Below are 21,108 nucleotides of genomic sequence, written 5' to 3'. Positions count from 1 at the left end.
GCTGGGTGCAAAATGTGAAGTAAAGAATATTCAGTAGGACTTACGCATCAAAACGAAAAATCAATGGTTTTGGTGAGGGTTTAGGGGTATAGGGGTGTACTTATTCAAAATCCTTACACCCCAAACCCTTTCACCCTTACACCCAATCTCCACAGATAATCTTTGTGCGTAAGTCCTGTTCAGTTTACCCCGTTCTTTGCCCAAACTATATTTGTAGTTTGATCACCCAACCCCAACGAATGAAATTCGCCTAGTGCAAGATATGAGATAAGTTATTATTCATACCGTGATTGCATCTCAACAACCAATGGTAAACTCCACCCTCGTGGCGACTCTCTATGTCAACCCTGTAACGGGGAAAGATACTAATGATGGTTCAAGGTTGAACCCGTTTAGAAGCCTCACCCGTGCTTTAAGAACCACAACACCGATAATTATTCAGCTGTCACCAGGTACCTACAGCGCGGCTAACGGTGAACAGTTTCCCTTGGTGTTAACTGCGGGGGTAACAGTCATTGGTAATGAACTGAATAAAGGTGCAGGAATTATCATTTCTGGCGGGGGTGAATATCAAAGCCCGACTTTTAGCGTCCAGAATATCACGTTGTTATTGCTGGGTGATGCCAGTTTGATGGGTGTGAGTGTGACAAATCCCAATGCTAAGGGTACTGGGGTATGGATAGAGTCATCAACTCCTTATTTGGCTAACAATACCTTTACTGGTTGTGGAAGAGAAGGAATATTTATTACCGGCAATGCCAAACCCGCCATTTTAGATAATGTGTTTGTCCAAAATGCCGCCAGTGGGTTGTTTATGGCGCGGAATAGTAAAGGGGAGATATTACGCAACACTTTTCAAAAAAATCCATTGGGGATAGCGATTACAGACTCAGCCGCACCATTAATTGCCAATAATAAGTTATCAGAGAATCGGACTGCGATCGCTCTTTCTCGTGATGCCCGTCCGGTATTGCGGCAAAATTCCATCAGTAAAAATGCCCAAGGTGGCTTGTTGGTTAATGCTAATGCTGTCCCAGATTTGGGTAATAGCCAAGATGCTGGCGCGAATATCTTTCAAGATAATGGCGAGTTTGATTTACAAAATGCAGCCGCCCAACCTTTAGTTTCTGCGGGTAATCAATTAAACCCCACCTTCGTCAAAGGGCAAGTCAATTTCGTCGCCGCCACTGATGATAGTCCAAGAATAGTTACCGGAAGTAGCAGTTTTCCTGATTTGGCGGGACATTGGGCGGCGGTGTTTGTGGAAGCCTTAGTTAGCCGAGGGGCAATTAGCGGTTTTCCTGATGGCACATTTAGGCCGAATGCACCCATTACCCGCGCCCAATATGCGGCGGTGTTGGCGAAAACTTTTCAGTTACCCAGCAGTAGTCAAGCTAGTAAATTTACCGATATCAAACCTGATTTTTGGGCAGCACCAGCTATTTTTAGTGCAGCGACAGCAGGATTTATTAGCGGTTTTCCTGATGGCACATTTCGCCCTGGAAATAATCTCACAAGGGTACAGGCGATTGTATCAATTGTTAATGGTTTAAAATTTACAGGAGGTAATTCTAATGTGTTGAGTGTCTACCGCGATCGCGCCCAAATTCCCAGTTATGCTACTAATGCTGTCGCCGCCGCCACGCAAAAATTAATCATTGTTAATTATCCCCAATCGGATTTGTTAGAACCACTGCGGGAGATTACACGCGGCGAGATTGCCGCCTTACTATATCAGGCGTTGGTTGCTAATAGCAAAGAAAAAGCGATCGCCTCGCCTTATATTGTCAGTCCTGATGCCGAAGTGCCGACATTTACCGACTTAGTGGGACACTGGGCAGAACCATTCATTCGCACCTTAGCCAGCCTGAATTTAACTCAAGGTTTTGCTGATGGTAGCTACCAACCAGATAAACCCATGACTCGCGCCCAATATGCAGCTTTGGTGGCGGCAGCATTTAACCCGACTCCAAAACGCCCAGCCATTGAATTTATTGATGTTCCCCAGAATTTTTGGGCTTACAAAGCTTTACAAATTGCCGCCAGTGGTGGTTTTGTGAGTGGATTTAGCGATCGCACTTTCCGCCCCGATCAAAATGTCCAAAGGCTACAGGTAATTGTTTCCCTCGTAAATGGCCTCGGCTTACCCGCCGCCCAAAGCAATCTATTACTTCCTTACACCGACAGTAATACTATTCCTGAATATGCCCAAAAAGCAGTGGCAACTGCTACACAACAACGCATCGTTGTCAACTACCCCAAGCCTAACTTACTCGCCCCCACGCGTGAAGCCACAAGGGCGGAGGTTGCCGCAATGGTTTATCAAGCTTTAGTAGCTATTAACCGCACAGAAATTATTAATTCGCCCTATATTGTTTCGACAGCCAAGGGCTGACCAAGTAAAATGAAAAACATTGCTGATTAACTTGGAAACCTTGGTGACCAACCCTATAGCTAAAAACACACTAGGCTATAGGCGATGGGTCGAAAATTTACACCTATTGCCTCAAGCCAATAGTCCCATGTTTACCAAAACGCCAGAAACAGCTGCTGAATTAGCAGCCGCCCTCCTAATTCATTACAGTTTTGACCTCAGTGGCCATAGTGCTGCTGAGTTAGTTTGCCGTTGGCAAAATCAATATCCCCTTGATTGGCTGCATTTAGCAGTGATTGAAGCTTTGTATCAAGGTCGTTATAAAGCGATTTCTGTCCAGCAAATCCTGGCATTTTGGCAACGACGACAACAGGCAATTTATCATTTCAATATGGAATTTGAACGCCTGATTTGCAGTAAATTCCCAGAAATCTTAACTGCCCTAAATACGCCAGCTTTACCGCCTGCTCAAGAAGATGATAGTTCAGAAAATGTAGCGAATGTTGCCAATTTGGCAGTAAATAATTCTGCATACTCGGTTGAGGCTGAATTTGAACCCAGCTACAAACAAACAGAAACAGCCTCTAGCCGTGGCGAGAGTGAACGTGTCAAACATATTTTGGTATCATCAACTTTAACTCTCCCTCCCACAGAAACTAAATCTAGAGTGACTTCATCACCAGTCCTACCCCATAATTTCTCAGCAAACTCTGACAATCAGCCCAAATTACTGCCATCTAACGTTAATCATCCCCCAATTGACCGCTTTACTCCCGAAACAAGCGATCGTTCCGAGTCTTTTACCTCTAAACTCAAAGCTATTTCTAACGAAAAGCCGCAAAGAGTGTATTGAAGTCGGGAGTATGTTGTTGACGTTCTGCCCTAAACACAGTGTGATCCCCTCAGCCGAAGACAAGGAAGATAGAAAACCATTAAGCCTCGCCATTACCTCACTTTCAGGCATAGGGTGAATGATTAACGAAGACGGCAGAATTTGCGATCGCTATCATTTTCTGGATATTGCCAAGAATAGGCAAAATGACTAACACCTGCTAGTTGCGGCGCATATTTGCGTAGGGCTTGCATTTGGGCTTCTAGAGATGGACGAGTGCTGGTTGATTGTCCCCATGCACCGGCTAAGGCGGGAATAATTTTTGTCCCTGGTTTAGCAGCACTAATCACCCGTTGCACTTGCGCGGTAATACAGCTAACATCACTACAAGTTGCATAAGCCATTGCGTGCCATTGCAAGTTACTGGGAAATCTATCCCAAGGTTGCAAGCGGGAATCATAGCCTTGTCCCACCATTTGGTTGCCATCGGGGAAAAACACGACTCCGGCGGGAATGCCTAATTGTTGTGCTGGGTAACTGGCTAAAGCCACAAAATCTAAGATACCTTGCATAGCATGGGCAACCATTAACTGCCAGAGTTCAACTTGCAAAGTCGGTTGTCTGTCGGTTGCGGGTAACAGGGCTTTTTCCTGTGGGGGCGGAATGCGCCCTTGCCACATCGGTTCCCCTTCTTGGGGATACAGTTTATCTACTTCATCAATATCGCCTGCGGTGACATATCCTTTAGTCAAAAACCGCCGCATCAAATCCAATCCTTTAGTATTCAAAGCCCGCTTAAATAAAGCTTCTTGAGTAGCTGGGGTAAATAGCCATAAATCAGTGACTTTTGTGGCAATGGAATCAGTGCCGGCTTGCCTGGGATAACGCACATAATCAAATAGCAAACCATCGGGGCGACGGCGTAGCACTTGCTGTACCATCTGGAAGTAATCACGCTTGGCTTGCATATTGTAGGGGTCGATAAATACTTGCGAACCGTTATCGACAACATATAAACTAGTTTGCCCTTTGCCATTACGGGCGATCGCAGGTTCTCGATCTGGTCTTTTGGCGTATGTATAGCCAAAATTAGTGGTAAACATCCAGGAATAAACCTTCAGACCCCGTTCTCGCCCTTTTTGAATCGCTAACGCCAGTAAATCAATCTTTTCCGTCCCTGGAGTTCGTATGACAGAAGGCCAAGCTGTGGGATTATCGGCGGCTGGTAATAATACCTGCCCATCATAAAATGTTTCTATATAGATTTGGTTATAGCCCCGGTTGACCATCCGATCCATAATTTGGTCAATTATCCCTGGTTGAATATCACAGGGATATAAACGTAACCAAACGGCTTGAATTTTGGGCCAAGTCCGATTGCGGCATTCTTGTACATCTTGGGCATGTTGGCGTAGTAGCTTTTTGTACTGGCTTTGGGCATCGCGATCGCCTTTCAGCGCCAACAAACGTAATTTTTCCTTTGTTTGGGCAGCTGTGTTGGATAACTGACAATCTTGGTTAACTTGTGCTTGTGCTGGTTGGCTAATCAAGTTAGGCAGCAAAATACTACTAATAAAAACCACAGTCCACAAGCGTTGCCAGAATAATTTTGCTGTGAAAAATTTTGCGGAATGGTTAGATATACCAGCAAGGTAGATGTACAAATTCACGGGCATTGACGATTAAGGTGTATCAATTGTTATAGCAAGAGGTATAGGGTGAAAGTATTGGTATTTCTAGGGTTGACACTCGGAAAATCCTCTTTCATTTAAATACAGCTATTGCATCTAGGAATTACGCAATTACACAAAAAATTAAAAGTTTGGAGGTATGGGGATTTAAGGGTGTAAGTTTTCAAAACCCTTACACCCCATACCCCTACACCCATTCTTCACAAACAATCTTTGTGCGTAAGCCCTAACAGATATACCTTTGTCAAAATAAATAAATCAAGAGTCCAAAGTCATAACTCTGAACTCTTGAATCTGAAAAAATATTACTAGAGGAATAGTTAAGCACCACGCTTCAGTGCAGACTCTACTTGCTGAAACTCCTGTTCTAGACGATTTTTCAATTTTTGCGGAACTGGACGGTTTGGGTAAGAACTGTAGTGTCCCGCTAGAGAGTTAAGGGCGGTACGCATGGTTGTAAATGAACTTAAACCAGAAGTTGAACCAGCGCGTTGGTAGCGGGCTGAGAAATCGTTAATTTTTTGCCGCGCTTCTGCTTGAAGTGCTGCTTTGTCTGGTGAATCCTCAGTTATTTCTAGGGCTTTTCTCAGGGTACTCACTACATTCAATGTGTCTTGGCGATAATCCCCCGTTAAGCTATCAGGGCTGGAACAACCGATTAAGCCAATTGCTAAAACTAAAACCAAAGCAAGCAGACGTGACCAATAGCGTTTCATAAGCATTATTTGAAACTACACATAAATCATCGTCCATCCTATCTTGGAATGGTATCTAGGGGATCAGGAGAAGCATGAAGGACAAAATCAGCAACAAATTTTATACTTTTTGATACAAAGTATCTCGTTGTTGATAAGGTCTTCCCAAAGATGCGATCGCAGTTTGTAAGGTGTCCACTTCCATACAAGTACCGCCCACAGCACCAGCCATTGTGGTGATATGTTCTTCCATCAATGTGCCACCAATATCGTTACAACCCCAAACTAAGGCTTCTGTCGCCCCAGCCAACCCCAACTTTACCCAACTAGGCTGATGGTTAGGAATCCAATTACCCAAGTAAATTCGGGCGACTGCGCCTAAAAGTAAAGCATCTGCTAAAACTGGTTGATCACGCCCTACCCGACGGCGTAAAGATTTTGGCGCTTCTTGACCCACAAAGGGTAATAAGATAAATTCTGTAATGCGTGCTGGATAGCCGTGATTGATGGCTGTTTGTTGGAGCGATCGCAATTTTTCTAAATGCCCAATTTGTTGTTCTGGGGTTTCGATATGCCCCGATAACATGGTACTGGTAGTAGGTAAACCCAATTTATGGGCTGTGGAGATAATTTCTAGCCAAGTTGCTGTGTTAATTTTCTCTGGGCATAATATTTTTCTCACTTCATCATCCAACACCTCAGCCGCCGTTCCTGGCATCGAACCAACGCCAGCATCCCGCAAAGCTGCAATTACCGTTGCATAATCCAGCCCGTCAACTCTGGCGATAAACTGCACCTCTTGGGGAGAGAAGGCGTGTAAATGAATTTGCGGAAATTCCTGTTTAATCGTTTCAACTAACTTGATGTAATAAGGTAAAGATTGACCATTTATTTGGGCTTCGGGGTTTAATCCGCCCTGCATACAAATTTCTGTCGCCCCCTGCTTAACCGCATCTTGGGACTTTTCTAAAATTTGCCCCCAATCTAACCAATAAGCACCTACATCATCAGCATCTCGGCGGAAAGCACAAAAACTACAATGCTGTTCACAAATGTTAGTAAAATTAATATTACGGTTAATTACGTAAGTAATGGTATCGCCTACCTGATTGTAGCGGAGTTGATCGGCTGTGTGACGAATTGCCGCGATCGCTTCAGGCTCCGTTTGCTTTAACAACAATACTCCTTCTTGAGGAGATAAATCGTACCCCATTAAGGCACGCTCAAGAATGTTTGTAACAGAAGTGTTTATCACAATTAATCACTAAAACTGTACTGTTTTTAGTCAACGCTGGCTATTAGTTCGATCCTATAACTTTTATCAAAACAGAATTCAGGAGTCATAGCATTTCACTTAAAAAATGATGCGGATGGGTAAGCAGAGGAGGTAGAGGAAGCAGAGGACGTTATTTGTATCAGTAATTTCGTGAATTGCTATCAGGAATCAGAATTCAGATGAATATTCGGTACAACATTTCAGTAGACTCAGTGCATCGCCCCTGAATGCTGAGTTCTGAATTCTTCTTCAATGCGCTTATTTAGCAAAAATACAGGGCTTTGTACAGAGATTTTCTTTCATACATCAAAAATCTAAGATTTATTACTTAAGAAAATTTGCTATTCGTAAAAATACTTGTCAGAAGATATCTAATGATTTTTAATAGAAAATTCAGTATTTTTACGGAAACAATTTATTCATGATTCAGATAAACTCTATTAGCTCCTGAGTTATTACCTACTTATTTTTACATAGTAGTACTAATTCTGTAATTACCTAATTATTGCACCTACTTGTTAGGTGCATTTGTTTTATAGGTGATCTGACTTATGTGATGTTCAGGAGTAGAAAGCAGGGGGATCAAGTAGACAAGGGAGACAAAGTAGATAAAAGTCTTGTTGAGTCAACAAATTGGATAATTGATGATTGGGCATACCCTAAACGCAAAATCAAAAGTCGAAACCAGAATCTCATAAGAGCCTGTCAAGAAACAACTTTTATAATTCGCTATCTAGAAAGATTACTAAATAAGGATTTTTAACTTAATTAAAAGAAGCAAGGTTGTTAACTCACAACCCCTAAGTAGTTGTACACATCTGATCTCTTTGTCGTCCTTGTCCCATTTCCCCATCCGCAAGATAAACTATGTGCTAATCTAGCGACTTGAGCAAATTTATGATTATAAGTAAACTTGGGGAACAAGAAACTATGTAAAGAAATATAAAATAGGTTAGCATTCTGATTTTCTCTTCCCCACCGTAATTTAGCTCTATGAGAAACAGCCCAAGCAATACATTATTATCAGTGCCATCTGGCGGTTTGCAGATTTCAGAATTTCCACCTCATCATCTAACGACTGATCAAACAAATATTTATTTTTCGCTGATCATTCCTACTTATAAAGAACGTGACAACATCGTTAGGCTCATCAAAGTACTGAGTGAACTGCTAGAGGAAGTTATCCCAGATGATTATGAGTTAATTGTGGTAGATGATGATAGTCCAGACCACACTTGGGAAGTCGCGCAATCGATGATGGCAGAATACCCCAATTTGCGGGTGATGCGTCGCCAACAAGAACGGGGATTATCTTCAGCAGTTATCCGGGGCTGGCAAGTTGCGAGGGGAAGTGTATTGGGCGTAATTGATGGGGATTTACAACATCCGCCAGAAGTATTGGCACAGTTATTACGTAGTATTGAACAAGGTGCAGACTTGGCTGTTGCGAGTCGTCATATAGAAGGTGGTGGGGTAAGCCGTTGGAGTGCAGTGAGGCGTTTTTTATCTCGTGGCGCTCAAGTTTTGGGTTTGATCTTCTTACCAGGGGTATTAGGGAGAGTTTCTGACCCGATGAGTGGTTATTTTATGGTGCGTCGCCGTTGTATTGCAGGGGTACAACTGAATCCCGTAGGCTACAAAATTCTCTTAGAGGTCATTGGTAGGGGAAATGTCGCAGAAATCGCCGAGGTGGGTTATGTATTCTGTGAGCGCAAACAAGGTGAAAGCAAAGTAACCTGGAAACACTATGTCGAATACTTACATCACTTATTGCGCTTACGGCTAACGACACAACAAGTGGGACAAAAATCTACTTTTCCTATTGGTCGATTTCTCCGCTTTGGCTTAGTAGGGTTAAGTGGTGTATTTGTGGATATGGCAATACTTTATTTATTGAGTGACCCATCAACTTTAGCTTTACCTTTAACACGCAGCAAAATTATTGCGGGTGAAATTGCCATTTTCAACAACTTTTTGTGGAATGATGCTTGGACATTTGCTGATGTGGCGATGCACCAGCAAGAATGGCATCATCGTGCAAAGCGGTTTTTGAAATTCAATCTGGTGTGCTTGGCGGGATTGTTAATCAATGTTTTGGTGTTAAACTTGGTGTTTAATTTTGTAATTCCCAATCGTTATATTGCTAACTTGATTGCGATCGCAGTTGCGACTATCTGGAATTTTTGGGTGAACTTAAAACTGAGTTGGCGCGTAACTGATGTGAAATGAGGGATTTTGTTGGGAAGGGAGACAAGGTAGACAAGGGAGACAAGGGAGAAATCTAAATGAACTTAAATTTACAAATCAAGTCAAAATAGCAAAGAGTTGACTTGTAAATGGCGCGGCTATGAAAGTTTTGTTTTGGAGTGCATCGAAGTTTTACAAAAATGCGATCCTGTTGTTATCTACCTTTGCTAACCGCCGCGTTACCCCACAAACCATGTCGGGACATTGGCATTTTGTGACTAATAGTCGCTGGTTTCATCCTTTGCTGTTACTGCTGTGGTTTTTGATTGGTCTGGGTTTGCGGTTAACTAATTTAACAGCTAAACCGCCTTGGACTGATGAATTTTCGACTTTAGTGTTTAGCTTGGGGAATAGTTTTTTACCAGTACCCTTAGACCAAGCGATCGCACCTGATATTTTATTACAACCATTACAACCCCAAGCAAGTGATACTATCCAAGATGTTTGGATGCACTTGAGCCACGAAACTAATCATCCGCCACTATATTTTTTCTTGGCTCATTGGTGGATGCAGTTATTTCCGACACAACAAGGTCTAGTTTCATTATGGGGGGCGCGATCGCTCGCTGCAATCTTTGGTGCGATATCTATTCCCGCTATTTATGGTTTAGGATGGCTAACTTTTCGTTCTCGCTTGATTGCACATATCGCTGCTGCCATAATGGCGGTATCACCTTACGCAATTTTTTTAGCCCAAGAAGCACGTCATTACACTTTAGCAATTTTGTGGGTAATTGCATCTTTGGCTTGCTTCATTATCGCTACACGCCACATTCAAAATCGCACACCGTTACCCATCACCACAGCACTAGCTTGGGTAGTAATTAACGCTTTCGGAATTGCGACACATTACTTTTTTGTTCTTACTCTTGGTAGTGAAGCTTTAGTATTACTTTTCCTCGGCTGGCGACAACGTAATTTTATCTCTCCACCTTGGCGGCGAATTTATGCGGTTGCTGCTGGTACTGCTGTTTCTGGGATAGTTTGGGTACCCATATTTTTACAGAATAATTATGGCGATAAATTAACCGATTGGATACAACAACCGCGCCAAGGTTTTGAGTGGTTAAACCCATTTTTTCAAGCCTTTGCTGCTTGGGTGACAATGCTGTTTTTACTGCCAATTGAATCACCAAAACTAGCAATTATTTTAATTTCTGGTTTAGTAATGTTGGTTTTCTTTATTTGGTTTTTACCAATATTGATTCGGGGAATCAAAGTACAATTACAACAACCAGAAACTCAGGTGATTTGGGGGATTATTTTAGCTGCGATCGCTTTATTTTTTGTCTTTACTTATTTCCTGGGAATTGATTTAACCAGAGGCGCACGTTATAACTTTGTTTATTTTCCGGCTGTCATTCTTTTACTCGGCGCAAGTTTAGCAGTTCGTTGGCAAACTCAGCAAAATAATTATAAAATTACAGGTCAACAAGCCCTAGCTATAATTTGGCTGATGGGGTTTTGTAGTGCTGTAACTGTAATTTGTAATTTAGGCTATCAAAAATACTATCGCCCTGATTTATTTTTACAACTTATCAGGCAAACATCCCAAGTTCCGGTGGTAATTGCTACTACTCAAATTACTCATGTGCAGATTGGTGAAATGATGGGTGTTGCCAGAGAATGGAAAATTCAAAACCAACCCTCACCATCAATACAATTTATTCTTGCTCATCAAGACCAAGACCCAAATAAATCTACAAACACTCTCAATAATATTTTAAAAACTCTACCAAAACCTTTTGATTTGTGGTTAGTAAATTTTCATGCACCCATAGCAGCAGAAACCGAAAAATGTATTGCTGAAACTAAATCTTTACCAGCAGTTAACGGCTATGAATACAAGATTTATCATTGTGAATAGTCATTTGTTATTCTCCCCACATACCTTAGCGTTCCTCTGCGTTAAAAAACTCCGGTATACCCACAGGTGATAAACCTGCGATCGCTCGCAAATTTTGACAACGAATTAACTCGGTAAAATCTAACCCAGAACGTTTTTCTATTTTGGCTACGGCTTCAATTGCAGAGAGTAAAAATTGTGCTGCTTCTGTTTCCGAATAACCCCGGCGTTGGGCTATTTTAATGGCTGCTTTATCTGCATTTAACTCTGACTCTGATGATTTATTGCTGCGCCAAATGCGGAAAGCTGCGATCGCACTTAATCCCACAGCCACACCCACACCCACAGCATCTGACTGTGACGATTCAATTAATCCCGCCAACAACCCCAGCAGCACAACACCTTGATAAATATCCGGTTTAAACCATCTCACCCCACTCAACCAACTCACCTTCTGCAACAGCAATAAATCCCGTTGTGGCTTAGTTAAACGTCCCCACAAATCAAAATTAATACATATCGGTCTATACTGTTGCCAAGGTAGAGGAAAAGTAGCATCAATTACTTGTGCCTGCTCTGGTTTACTGACGATTTTAAGTGTCATTCTCCCCGAAGCCGGCATGACATCTAACAACCGACGAATTTCAGCATTTTGTTCCATCTTTATGTTATTTGCGACTGTTGTGGTTAGTTTTGATGAAAAATTGAGATGTTCAGATCCCCGACTTCTCAAAGAAGTCGGGGATCTTGACCTTTAGCGAAATTAAGAGTTGTAAAAAAACAGACGAATTTAGCAAAATACCAGATAAACAGATATATATTAATTCGGGCTGATATGCTGCCTACTGAGATTAAATTTTAAATTACATGGACGCTTTTGCTCCCATCCCACCTGAATGGACATCCGAGGCAGTTCACGCCTATGAATTTTGCTGTCCAACTTGCCGTTCTAGTAGTTTAGAAGCATTACAGGTTTGGATCAATCGGCGATCGCCTGTATTCTCAGAAGAACATCGCCGCAAATGGCAAGAGTTTTATCACTGCCATTGTGGTTGTGCGTGGTGGGCTTGGAGTAGCGACAGACCGCCATCAGATTTAGTCAAACCAGAAGATAACTTGAATTTGTGAAAATCGAGAGACATCAGATCCCCGACTTCTCAAAGAAGTCGGGGATCTGTTCTTCACGAATGCTCTTAATAAATAAAACCCCACCTTTAAGCGGGGTTTTATTCATCTCATCCAAAACTGAAATCTAGAAAGTGAAAGTTGTGCGGAGTGTACCTACGTAGATAGTATCGTTGTTGTCGTTATGTTCTGGGTTGAAGATTACTAACAAGCCAGGAGTGACTAAGATGTTATCGCTGACTTTGATTTTATAAAGACCTTCTAAATGGTAAGAAGTGTCTCTGTCAGTATTTGCTCTAGTACCAAAATTCAGGTCAGTAACTTTGGGTGGTTGACCAAAAATGATACCCAAAGTGTTGCCTTCTCTACCCAGGTCTTTGATAGATAAATTAGCAGCCCAGTACCAAATATCTGCACTACCGGAGGTTGTACCCTGTTCAACCTGTGCATCCGTGTAGCCTACCCAACCACCAACGCCAATCTTATCGGTGGGGCGGAAGTTAGCCATGAAACTGTAGTTATTAGCAGAGGTAGCAATATTACCAAAAGGTCTGTTGGAAAGAGAACTACCTTGGCTACCAAAAAGGTTTACATCAATACCGTCTACAGTGGGACTATCATTTTGATAGGTATGAGAGTATGCAAAACCAACGTTGATCTGTTTGCTGGGTTTGAAGTCTATTTGACCAAAGTAGGCATTAGATCCGTTGAACAGACCATTACCTTGGCTGGGGTCACTAGCGTTAGGTGCAAGATAGGCACCTGTTAAGCTGATAGGCCCTTTGGGGTTGACTGTGACTGTCAAACCAGCACCACCAGGAGATGATGCACGATAAATTGGGCTGAAACGTCCGTAGCGGGATAAAGCACCTGTACCGCTACTTCTAAAGTCTGGGTTGAATACGTTAATGTTGTTCCAAAGTTCCGCACCAAACGCATCAACCTTGACTCGCACTGCATCACTCACCAGGTTGAATTCATAGTTGAGTTTATCAATTTCAACCTCGTTTCCGTTGTCACCATCATGGCCTAAGCGAGTCATGTTGGTTCCTGTAACAGCAGTACCAAATGGCGTGAGATTTCGAGCTTGCAAACGAGTTTGCAATCTGTCTGAACCTGTGAAGCTGGTGTACAAGTTCAACCGCACCCGGTCAGCAAAAATAATGTTGCTATCTAAATCACGGTTGTTGTTGCGATTAGTGTCTGTATCAGCGCGGTCATCCCCGAAAGGTGCTGCTATGGTAAAAATAGCTTCCCCAACTAGCTTGGTAGTAGTAGAAAATTGATTTGCTTCTAACTCAGCAGTGCGGGCTTCCAGTGCATCTACCCGACCGCGCAGAGTTGCCAATTCCGCAGAAAATTCTTCTTGTAAACGCTGTAATGTGGCTAAATCTTCTTTAGTAACTAAATCGGCTGTGGCTGTAGCAATTAGTTCATTAACTCTGTCTAAACAAGCATTCAAACCAGCCGCAAACTCATAACGAGTTAAAGCACGATTCCCACGATATGTACCGTTGGGATAACCTGCAATACATCCGTAACGCTCTACTAAGGACTGTAATGCTTGGAATGCCCAATCTGTTGGTTGTACATCCGAAAACTGTGATACGGATGTCACTTGACCCATGCTGTCGTTTTGTTGGGTTAATTGTGCAACAGTTGTGATTTGTTCATTAGCTTCTCCTGCTAAAGCACTGTTAGCCGCTAGTAAAGACGCAGCCAAAACTGCTGGACTAACTCGCAGTACATTCCAGAAAGAATTTTTCATGATTTTGTTTGCTTTCACTCACACCATACCGTCAAAATTTATGGGTACATCCCTTATTATTTTTTAAGGGAAAATACCCATAAACTTTGTTTTTATTATATCACGTAAGTGTGATTTTAGAAAGTGAAAGTTGTGCGGAGTGTACCTACGTAGATAGTATCGTTGTTGTCGTTATTTTCAGGGTTGAAAATCACCAACAAGCCAGGAGTTACTTGAATATTGTTGTTAACTTTGATTTTGTAGAGACCCTCCAAATGATAAGCAGTATCTCCATCTCTACGATTAGCAACAGGTGTATCTGTAACTGTTGGCTGCTGACCGAATACTAGACCCAGTACGTTACCTTCTTTCCCAAAGTCTCTGAGTGCTAAGGTTCCAGCCCAGTAGACAATATCTGCATTTTGTCCTCTTCTGATGGTAGCTGTACTATCTTCAGCTATAGCATTGGAGTAACCAGCCCAACCACCAATTGTCAACTTATCATTAGGTTTAAAGCTGGCTTGGATACCGTAGTGATTACCTGTGGTAGCAACACCAGTACCAAAGGGGCTAATTGCAAATGCACTACCAGTATTGCCGATGAAGTTGACAGCGTTGCTTGCAGTACCAGCAGGTGAAGTTCTAGCACCGTCGTAAGTATGGGCGTAGGCAAAACCAATGTTAAAGGCTTTGCTAGGCTTAAATTCTAGTTGTCCAAAAGCCGCATAGTCACCGTTGAACAAGCCAAAACCTGCATCGGGAGTACTAGCTTTAGATGCTAAATAAGCTCCGGTGAAGGTAATAGCACCTTTAGGGTTAAGAGTAACCGTTAAGCCAGCGCCGCCAGAACCTACACGATAAATTGGGCTGAAACGTCCGTAACGTGAAATTGAACCTGTACCACTGCTTCTAAAATCTGGGTTGAAGACATTGACGTTTTCCCATAACTCCCCAGTGTTAGCATCAACTTTCACCCGAATATAATCGCTCAAATTGAAAGCGTAGTTAATTTTATCAACTTGAACTTGGTTGTCAGTGGGGTCAGCAAAGGATAAGCGGGTTTGACTTGTACCAGTTACACCTCTGTTGTTGGCGATATTACCAGCTTGTAACCGGACTTGCAGTTGATCTGTACCTGTGAAGCTGCTTAATAGATTTAAACGCGCCCGGTAGTCAAAAGTAGTGTTGGAGGTTAAATCCCTTGTTGGTGTTTGAGGATTCGATACAGCTTGGTTATCACCAAATGCTTGAGATACGTCAAAAATTGCTTCCCCAACTAACTTGGTGGTAGTAGAGAATTGGTTTGCTTCTAACTCAGAAGTGCGGGCTTCTAGTGCATCTACCCGACCACGCAAAGTTGCCAATTCCGCAGAAAATTCTTCTTGTAAACGTTGTAATGTGGCTAAATCTTCTTTGGTGACTAAATCGGCTGTTGCTGTCGCAATCAGTTCGTTAACCCTGTCTAAACAAGCATTCAAACCAGCCGCAAACTCATAACGAGTTAAAGCACGATTCCCACGATATGTACCGTTGGGATAACCTGCAATACATCCATAACGTTCTACCAAAGACTGTAATGCTTGGAATGCCCAATCTGTTGGTTGTACATCCGAAAACTGTGATACGGATGTTACTTGTGCCATGCTATCTGATTGTTCAGACAACTGAGCTACAGTTGTGATTTGTTCGTTAGCTTCTCCTGCTAAGGCACTATTAGCTGCTAATAAAGAAGCAGCTAAAATTGCTGGACTAATTTTCAGTACATTCCAAAAAAGTTTGTTCATTATCTTTACTCTCACTCACACCCACCAGTGCAATATATGGATGTATTTCAGCTACAATTGATGCTTGTTTTATGGGTATACACACATAATTCCAGGTATCAATATAACAGATGTGATGTAATTAACACAAGTTAATAAACATTGTTTTTAACTATAGTTTGGGTAGTGAATTTATTGGGTAAACGCAAAATAATCCGCCGCTTGTATCTTAACAAGACCCCTTCTTCTTCAAATTGTTGTAATAGTCTGGTAATTGTCACCCTAGTTGTGTTTAAAACTTCGGCAATTTCTTGATGGGTGATGTTGATGTCGATAACTCTATCTTGTTCGACATTACGTCCAAATTTATCACTCAGCCAAACCAAAAATTTCCATAACCGCAAGGAAATTGGTTTGAGATGGACGATGCTTAAAAGCTCTTCTGACTGTTGAATATGGGCAAATAAACCTGCCATATCTTGGTGCCAGAGATAAGATGGTACAATACTTACCTCTACGCTGGTAAGGCACTCAATTTGGTAGGGTTTCACTTTCGATAAGGGAGAGCCAATCAAATCTCCAGGCCCCCAATAACCTAAAGTGATGAAGGTTCCATCTTCTGCCCAAGTTAGGGTACGAACTGCGCCACGTTCTATTCTCCAGATTACCTCATTTCGCAGGGGAATAATTTCTTTACGGGCAAAGATTTTTAGTGATAATTGTTCACTAATGGATGCGGTCGAGAATGTTGGTGTCAGACTAGTAGATGTCATTATAAATTTTATGGGATCTAGTGAAAGTTTTGATTTTTTCTCAAGGCGATCGCAGCAAAATTATTGAGGCTAATTCCTAACAGCTATTTGCTTGATAAACTCAGAATAATTTTTAGCTAAATAATAGATTGCTGATTATGTGGCTAATTGAGGATTTTGATATGTTTTGTTAGTAGATATTGCCGCTTTTGTGATAGCGATAACCGCTGGTTTTGGTGGTGCATTTGGTGTTTTATCAGGCCAATTAGAACCAATGGGAACTTGGCGAGTTTGCAAAAATTCTTCGCCTGTGGTAGAGGTAATCACAAATTGTCTAGTTTCTATTGCTTGGTTTTTTCTTGTGCCATTTGTTTCACCTGGATGTTGTATAGATAAGAACATAGTTGTTTGATCATTTGTGAAACAAGGGCCTGTAGTTTCACATTCCATTGGCCCCATTGCAAATAAAAAGGCTTTCCCTGCATCTGCGCCACTGGTAGGAATAAACCACATTGAGTTATTGCCAAACAAACCAGACAAACTAGCGTTGCGGTTATTCACAGCGTTATTGAGTTTGGTGGTGGAAATATCAGTTACCATCCAGACATGACCTTGACGGTCGAGTAATAAATTATCGGGATTGGCAAAACCCATTCCGCCTGCGGTGGGTTCTCCGCCTGTGGCTAACATTTGCCAACGAAAACTCATGGCGGCGGGGTCGTTGTTATCTTCGGTTAAACGCATCACCCAGCCGTATTCATAGCCTGTTTCACCTTGAAGACTTTTAAACACTCGCACATCCGAACCACCTTGTTTGTCCGGCGCACCAGAAGTAAAACTGATGTATAAATCGCCGTTGGGGGCAACTTCTGTATCTTCTGGACGGGCTGTGCAGGTAGCGCCAGCAGCATTAGCAGCGTAATGTGCATCAATTAAAATTGCGCCTTGCTTTTCTTCGGTGTTGCCTGTGTAAAGGTCTGCGAGTTTTTGATACTTTTGTTTGTACTGGGCGATCGCTTCATCTTTTGTGACTGCAAAATAACCCGCAGTTGGGTCTGTTGTTTCAGCTTTGGTTCCCAGGGGCAACAAAATGATATTACCAGCTATCTGACTCGGCACATCTGGATTCACCAGTGTCTCGGCTTTCAGAGGTATCCAGCTACCAGTCCCATCGGCGTTGAATTTGGCGGCGTACAACATTCCCTGTTGTAATAACCGCGAATTGCCTTTGTCTTGGGGATTTTTTACCTGATCACGACTAACAAACTTATATATATGTCCGCCACGGCGATCGCATCCTGAATAAAAGGCCAGTGGTTTACCTGCTTCTACTCGCACACCGACGGCTTCATGGCGATAACGTCCTAACCAAGTGTGTTTTGTCCCGTAGTCTTGGGGGTTAGCGGGGTCGATTTCCACAATCCAACCATATTTATTCCCAGCTAAACCAAATACATTTCCTTGGCCAAATAATTCTTCATCACCCAAAGCAAAGGGCAATGTCTCAGGGTTAAAAGCTGTACCATCAGCATAAACTGGTTCCGGGACTTGGGCTTGAAAGTTTTCTTCTGCACTCAAAACTGTACCCCACGGTGTTGTTCCCCCCGCACAGTTGCCAAAAGTGCCGATAATGCGATCGCCCAGTTTATCTATATACCCCTGACCTGTTTGCTTGCGGAATATTGCCACGGATGGGCCTGTGGCTTTTAAATAACGATTATCCTTTAAGCCCGAAATTCCACTAATGCGTCTATCTGCTGGGGAATTAGTTCTTTCCCACTTGCCATTAGCTGTTTTTTGCAGGGAAATTACACCTAAACCTTGGTCTATTAAGGCTGCTTGACAAATTTCGGCAATTTGAGCTTTTACTGGGTCATTATCTGGCAAAGCATAAGCATTAATGGCATTTTTACCAGTATTTGTGCTGTCTAAAGCTGCTTTCACCTCAGCAAACGGTAATGACTGACCAATGACTTGCTGATAGGTTTCCATCCAAGGAATTGCACTGATATACTCAAAATTCACAGCCAGATAACCAGCATTTTCTGTGGTGGAGATAAACGATAAATAATCGTTGTTGTAACCAAACCGCGAATCTCCGACTTGATCACCCCAAGCCGCAATGACTTGATATCCAAACCCTTCTGGTAGCACCAAGTCATCTACAACTTCATAACTACTATATTGGACTTGTTGTTGTTCTCGATTAAAGCCTGCTGTTTCTAAGGGAATCGGCCCTTTGATGGGTTTAAACGAAAATGTCGATTCTCCTACAGATGATGTGTTTCTTTGCGTCGTTGTTTTTTGACCGCAACCTGTGAGATTAGCCAGTGCCAATGCACTTGCGCTACCTCCCATTAATAGCAATAAATCCCGACGCTTGATACTCATTTATATCAGTAAAGCGATAGTTCCTGTGATTTCCGATACTCTAATCAGCTAAGGTTAAGAATAGGTAAAAATTCAGTGAAATCTAACTCAGTTAAGCAAGTTTTAACTTTTTGGTAGTTCAAAATACTAGTCAGTTCAGATCCCCGACTTCTTAAAGAAGTCGGGGATCTTTTGATTCCTCAGCTAAAAAAATAGAGAATTGGAACTTTATATATCCCAATTCTCTATTTTTTTATGTTGTATTTAGTAACAAAAGATTTGCTAAATTATCAATTCAGTAATTGGGAAAAATCTCTCATCAATTATTGTTAACCGCGTTGACCAGTGACAATATATGCTACTCTCTGACCAATATTAGTAGCGTGATCTGCCATCCGTTCCAAACAACGAATTGCTAATGCCAACAAAATAATTGGCTCCACAACTCCCGGAATATCCCGTTGTTGAGCTAAAGTTTGATAAAGGCGATCGTAAGCATTATCTACCGCATCATCTAAGTGCTTAATTCCCCGTCCGCCAGCTTCATCTAAATCAGCCAAAGCTACCAAGCTAGTTGCTAACATTGCCTGGGCATGGTGTGACATGATTTCAATTTCTGGTAAAGATGTATGAGGTGGATAAGGGAAAAGTTTAACTGCTATTTTGCCTAAATCTTTAGCATAATCTCCTATCCGTTCTAAATCTCGGACTAATTGCATGAAAGCACTCAAACAGCGCAAATCTTGGGCTGTTGGTGCTTGAGTCATGATGGCTGTACAGTCTGATTCTATTTGTCTATAAAAACGGTCAATTTTTTTATCTAATTGGGGGAGTTCTTCAGCAGCCGTAAGGTTACGAGCAAATAACGCTTGGTGGCTGAGGCGAAATGATTGTTCTACCAAAGCTCCCATACGTAAAACATCTCGTTCTAAGCGCCTGATGGCACGCGCCAACTGAGAACTGTCCGGGTTGGAATTGTAAACGACAGCTTCCACACTTGTATTCTCAAAAGTGAAGATACTATTAACTATAATCTTGGCTTTGAGAGTTCGCCACCACTTCGGGGAGGGTTAGTTGCATCCAAGCCCCTCCTGTTTGGGGATGGTTCATGGCTTTAATGGAACCACCATGTGCTAAGAGAATTTGCCGGACGATCGCTAAACCCAAACCATTACCGACAATAGAACCAATGGAATTGTCTTGTAAGGGCGAGTGTGTTCTGGCTTTATCTCCCCGATAAAATCGCTCAAAAATATGCGGTAAATCTGCTTCGGAAAAACCTGTACCGGAATCAATTAAATTTACTTCTAAGAAGGGGGGTATAGAATTATTTTGATGATTATCTACTGAAAATTTAATCTTGGCTTCTACTTGAATGTTGGTGCTAGGAGAACTGTATTTAATACTATTGTCAAGCAAATTGAGAAAAACTTGATAAATTCTGGCTTGATCAGCTTTTACCCAAATATCTTCCGGCCCAGAATAGTGAAGTGACAGGTGTTGTCTTTGTGCTAAGGGTTCTAAGGTTTCCCAAACTGATGTAATCAGCGATCGCACTTCCACTGGTTCTAAATGCAGTTGTATAGTTGGGTTAGCTTCGATTTGCGTTAGTTCTAACCAGCCTTGGACTAAGCTAATCAATCGGTCAACTTCTTGCATCAAGCGGTCAACCCAACGGTTTAAGGGTGGTTCTAGGCGATGTTGTAAGGTTTCTGCAACCAGGCGAATGGAAGTTAAGGGTGTTCTGAGTTCATGGGCTAAATCAGAAAATGAGCGATCGCGTTCTTGATTTACGTCTAAAAGTGGTTGACGATTTTCTAAAAATACGCCTACTTGACCGTTGGGTAAGGGCAAGCCAGAGGCGCGTAAGGTCATAGACTTGATTGTAGGTAGTTCGGCTGGATTGTCGGATGAGGGATGAAATAACCACTCTTTGGTTTGGGGTTTTTGGCGATCGCGTGTTTGTTCCACCAACCGATCTAATTCATACGACCGTACCAACTCTAACAACAAGCGCACTTGCCCCGGTTGCCATCTTTGCAGATATAAAATTTCTCGTGCTTGTTCGTTGCACCACAGCAATTGATTTTCTTCATCTACTTGCAAATATCCTATCGGTGCAAAATCCAATAGGTCTTGATAAGTTTGTAGAGATTGCTGTAAATCTTGGCGCTGCTGTTGTAATGTCTTGATTTCCTGACGCAAACGAGGTAATAGCGGTAGAGCTACATCCGTCGAACTAGAGTAGGGTTGAAGAACTCTCCCCAGGTAACGGTTTAATTGAATCTGTTGCCAAATCCAAAACCCAATACCTACCGCCAAACCTAGAATTAATCCCAATAAGAACATTGTGAGTCCCAGTTGCTAGTTGCGTCGTGATTAATAAAAAC

The 21,108-nt window shown here is 42.2% G+C and carries 15 protein-coding genes; 5 read left to right on the top strand and 10 right to left on the bottom strand.

Going from position 1 to position 21,108, the window contains the following annotated elements; all coding sequences use genetic code 11:
* Nucleotides 1-307 precede the first annotated feature (307 nt).
* A complete protein-coding gene (locus H6G75_RS04410) occupies nucleotides 308-2,395 on the top strand; it encodes an S-layer homology domain-containing protein (protein WP_190978852.1) in 2,088 nt (695 codons plus the stop codon).
* A gap of 127 nt (nucleotides 2,396-2,522) precedes the next feature.
* Nucleotides 2,523-3,227: a hypothetical protein gene (locus tag H6G75_RS04405; protein ID WP_242051453.1), complete on the top strand. Its 705-nt coding sequence runs from the start codon at nucleotides 2,523-2,525 to the stop codon at nucleotides 3,225-3,227.
* 122 nt (nucleotides 3,228-3,349) lie between these two features.
* Here H6G75_RS04405 and H6G75_RS04400 read toward each other — a convergent pair whose 3' ends face one another.
* The 3 genes from H6G75_RS04400 to cofH all read right to left on the bottom strand — a co-directional run bounded on the left by H6G75_RS04400 (nucleotide 3,350) and on the right by cofH (nucleotide 6,847).
* A complete protein-coding gene (locus H6G75_RS04400) occupies nucleotides 3,350-4,870 on the bottom strand; it encodes a family 10 glycosylhydrolase (protein WP_242051458.1) in 1,521 nt (506 codons plus the stop codon).
* Between the two features lie 347 nt (nucleotides 4,871-5,217).
* The gene (psb27, locus tag H6G75_RS04395; RefSeq protein WP_190978752.1) at nucleotides 5,218-5,613 is read right to left on the bottom strand and encodes a photosystem II protein Psb27; all 396 of its coding nucleotides are present in this window, start codon (nucleotides 5,611-5,613) and stop codon (nucleotides 5,218-5,220) included.
* A gap of 100 nt (nucleotides 5,614-5,713) precedes the next feature.
* Nucleotides 5,714-6,847 (bottom strand): 7,8-didemethyl-8-hydroxy-5-deazariboflavin synthase subunit CofH, encoded by a 1,134-nt coding sequence (cofH, locus tag H6G75_RS04390; protein ID WP_190978751.1) that lies wholly within the window; start codon nucleotides 6,845-6,847, stop codon nucleotides 5,714-5,716.
* A gap of 1,014 nt (nucleotides 6,848-7,861) precedes the next feature.
* Between cofH and H6G75_RS04385 the strand changes: the two genes are divergently transcribed.
* Together H6G75_RS04385 and H6G75_RS04380 are read left to right on the top strand one after the other, a co-directional pair.
* The gene (locus H6G75_RS04385; protein ID WP_190978750.1) at nucleotides 7,862-9,097 is read left to right on the top strand and encodes a glycosyltransferase; all 1,236 of its coding nucleotides are present in this window, start codon (nucleotides 7,862-7,864) and stop codon (nucleotides 9,095-9,097) included.
* Between the two features lie 211 nt (nucleotides 9,098-9,308).
* Nucleotides 9,309-10,982, top strand: coding sequence for a glycosyltransferase (locus H6G75_RS04380; protein ID WP_190978850.1), 1,674 nt, complete (start codon nucleotides 9,309-9,311; stop codon nucleotides 10,980-10,982).
* A 25-nt stretch (nucleotides 10,983-11,007) separates the two neighbouring features.
* Here the strand turns inward: H6G75_RS04380 and H6G75_RS04375 are convergent, their stop codons facing one another.
* A complete protein-coding gene (locus H6G75_RS04375) occupies nucleotides 11,008-11,622 on the bottom strand; it encodes a DUF3318 domain-containing protein (protein WP_190978749.1) in 615 nt (204 codons plus the stop codon).
* Nucleotides 11,623-11,828: 206 nt separating this feature from the next.
* On the opposite strand from H6G75_RS04375, the gene H6G75_RS04370 reads away from it, so the two are divergent.
* The gene (locus tag H6G75_RS04370) at nucleotides 11,829-12,089 is read left to right on the top strand and encodes a hypothetical protein (RefSeq protein WP_190978748.1); all 261 of its coding nucleotides are present in this window, start codon (nucleotides 11,829-11,831) and stop codon (nucleotides 12,087-12,089) included.
* 124 nt (nucleotides 12,090-12,213) lie between these two features.
* Here the strand turns inward: H6G75_RS04370 and H6G75_RS04365 are convergent, their stop codons facing one another.
* The 6 genes from H6G75_RS04365 to H6G75_RS04340 form a co-directional block, all read right to left on the bottom strand.
* On the bottom strand, nucleotides 12,214-13,854 hold the full coding sequence (locus tag H6G75_RS04365) for an iron uptake porin (RefSeq protein ID WP_190978747.1): 1,641 nt from the start codon (nucleotides 13,852-13,854) through the stop codon (nucleotides 12,214-12,216).
* 116 nt (nucleotides 13,855-13,970) lie between these two features.
* Nucleotides 13,971-15,617: an iron uptake porin gene (locus tag H6G75_RS04360; RefSeq protein WP_190978746.1), complete on the bottom strand. Its 1,647-nt coding sequence runs from the start codon at nucleotides 15,615-15,617 to the stop codon at nucleotides 13,971-13,973.
* 131 nt (nucleotides 15,618-15,748) lie between these two features.
* Nucleotides 15,749-16,369, bottom strand: coding sequence for a Crp/Fnr family transcriptional regulator (locus H6G75_RS04355; RefSeq protein ID WP_190978745.1), 621 nt, complete (start codon nucleotides 16,367-16,369; stop codon nucleotides 15,749-15,751).
* Nucleotides 16,370-16,504: 135 nt separating this feature from the next.
* A complete protein-coding gene (locus tag H6G75_RS04350; protein ID WP_190978744.1) occupies nucleotides 16,505-18,739 on the bottom strand; it encodes a PhoX family phosphatase in 2,235 nt (744 codons plus the stop codon).
* Between the two features lie 308 nt (nucleotides 18,740-19,047).
* Complete coding sequence (gene phoU / locus H6G75_RS04345) at nucleotides 19,048-19,713, bottom strand: phosphate signaling complex protein PhoU (RefSeq protein WP_190591395.1); 666 nt, start codon at nucleotides 19,711-19,713, stop codon at nucleotides 19,048-19,050.
* Nucleotides 19,714-19,741: 28 nt separating this feature from the next.
* Entirely contained in the window at nucleotides 19,742-21,067 is a 1,326-nt protein-coding gene (locus tag H6G75_RS04340) for a PAS domain-containing sensor histidine kinase (protein ID WP_190978743.1), read from the bottom strand.
* Nucleotides 21,068-21,108: the final 41 nt, after the last annotated feature.

It is taken from the genome of Nostoc sp. FACHB-280, assembly GCF_014697615.1.
Taxonomy (GTDB): Bacteria; Cyanobacteriota; Cyanobacteriia; order Cyanobacteriales; family Nostocaceae; genus Nostoc_B.
Note: the sequence above shows the minus strand (reverse complement) of the source record. Positions and strands in the feature narration are given on the sequence as shown.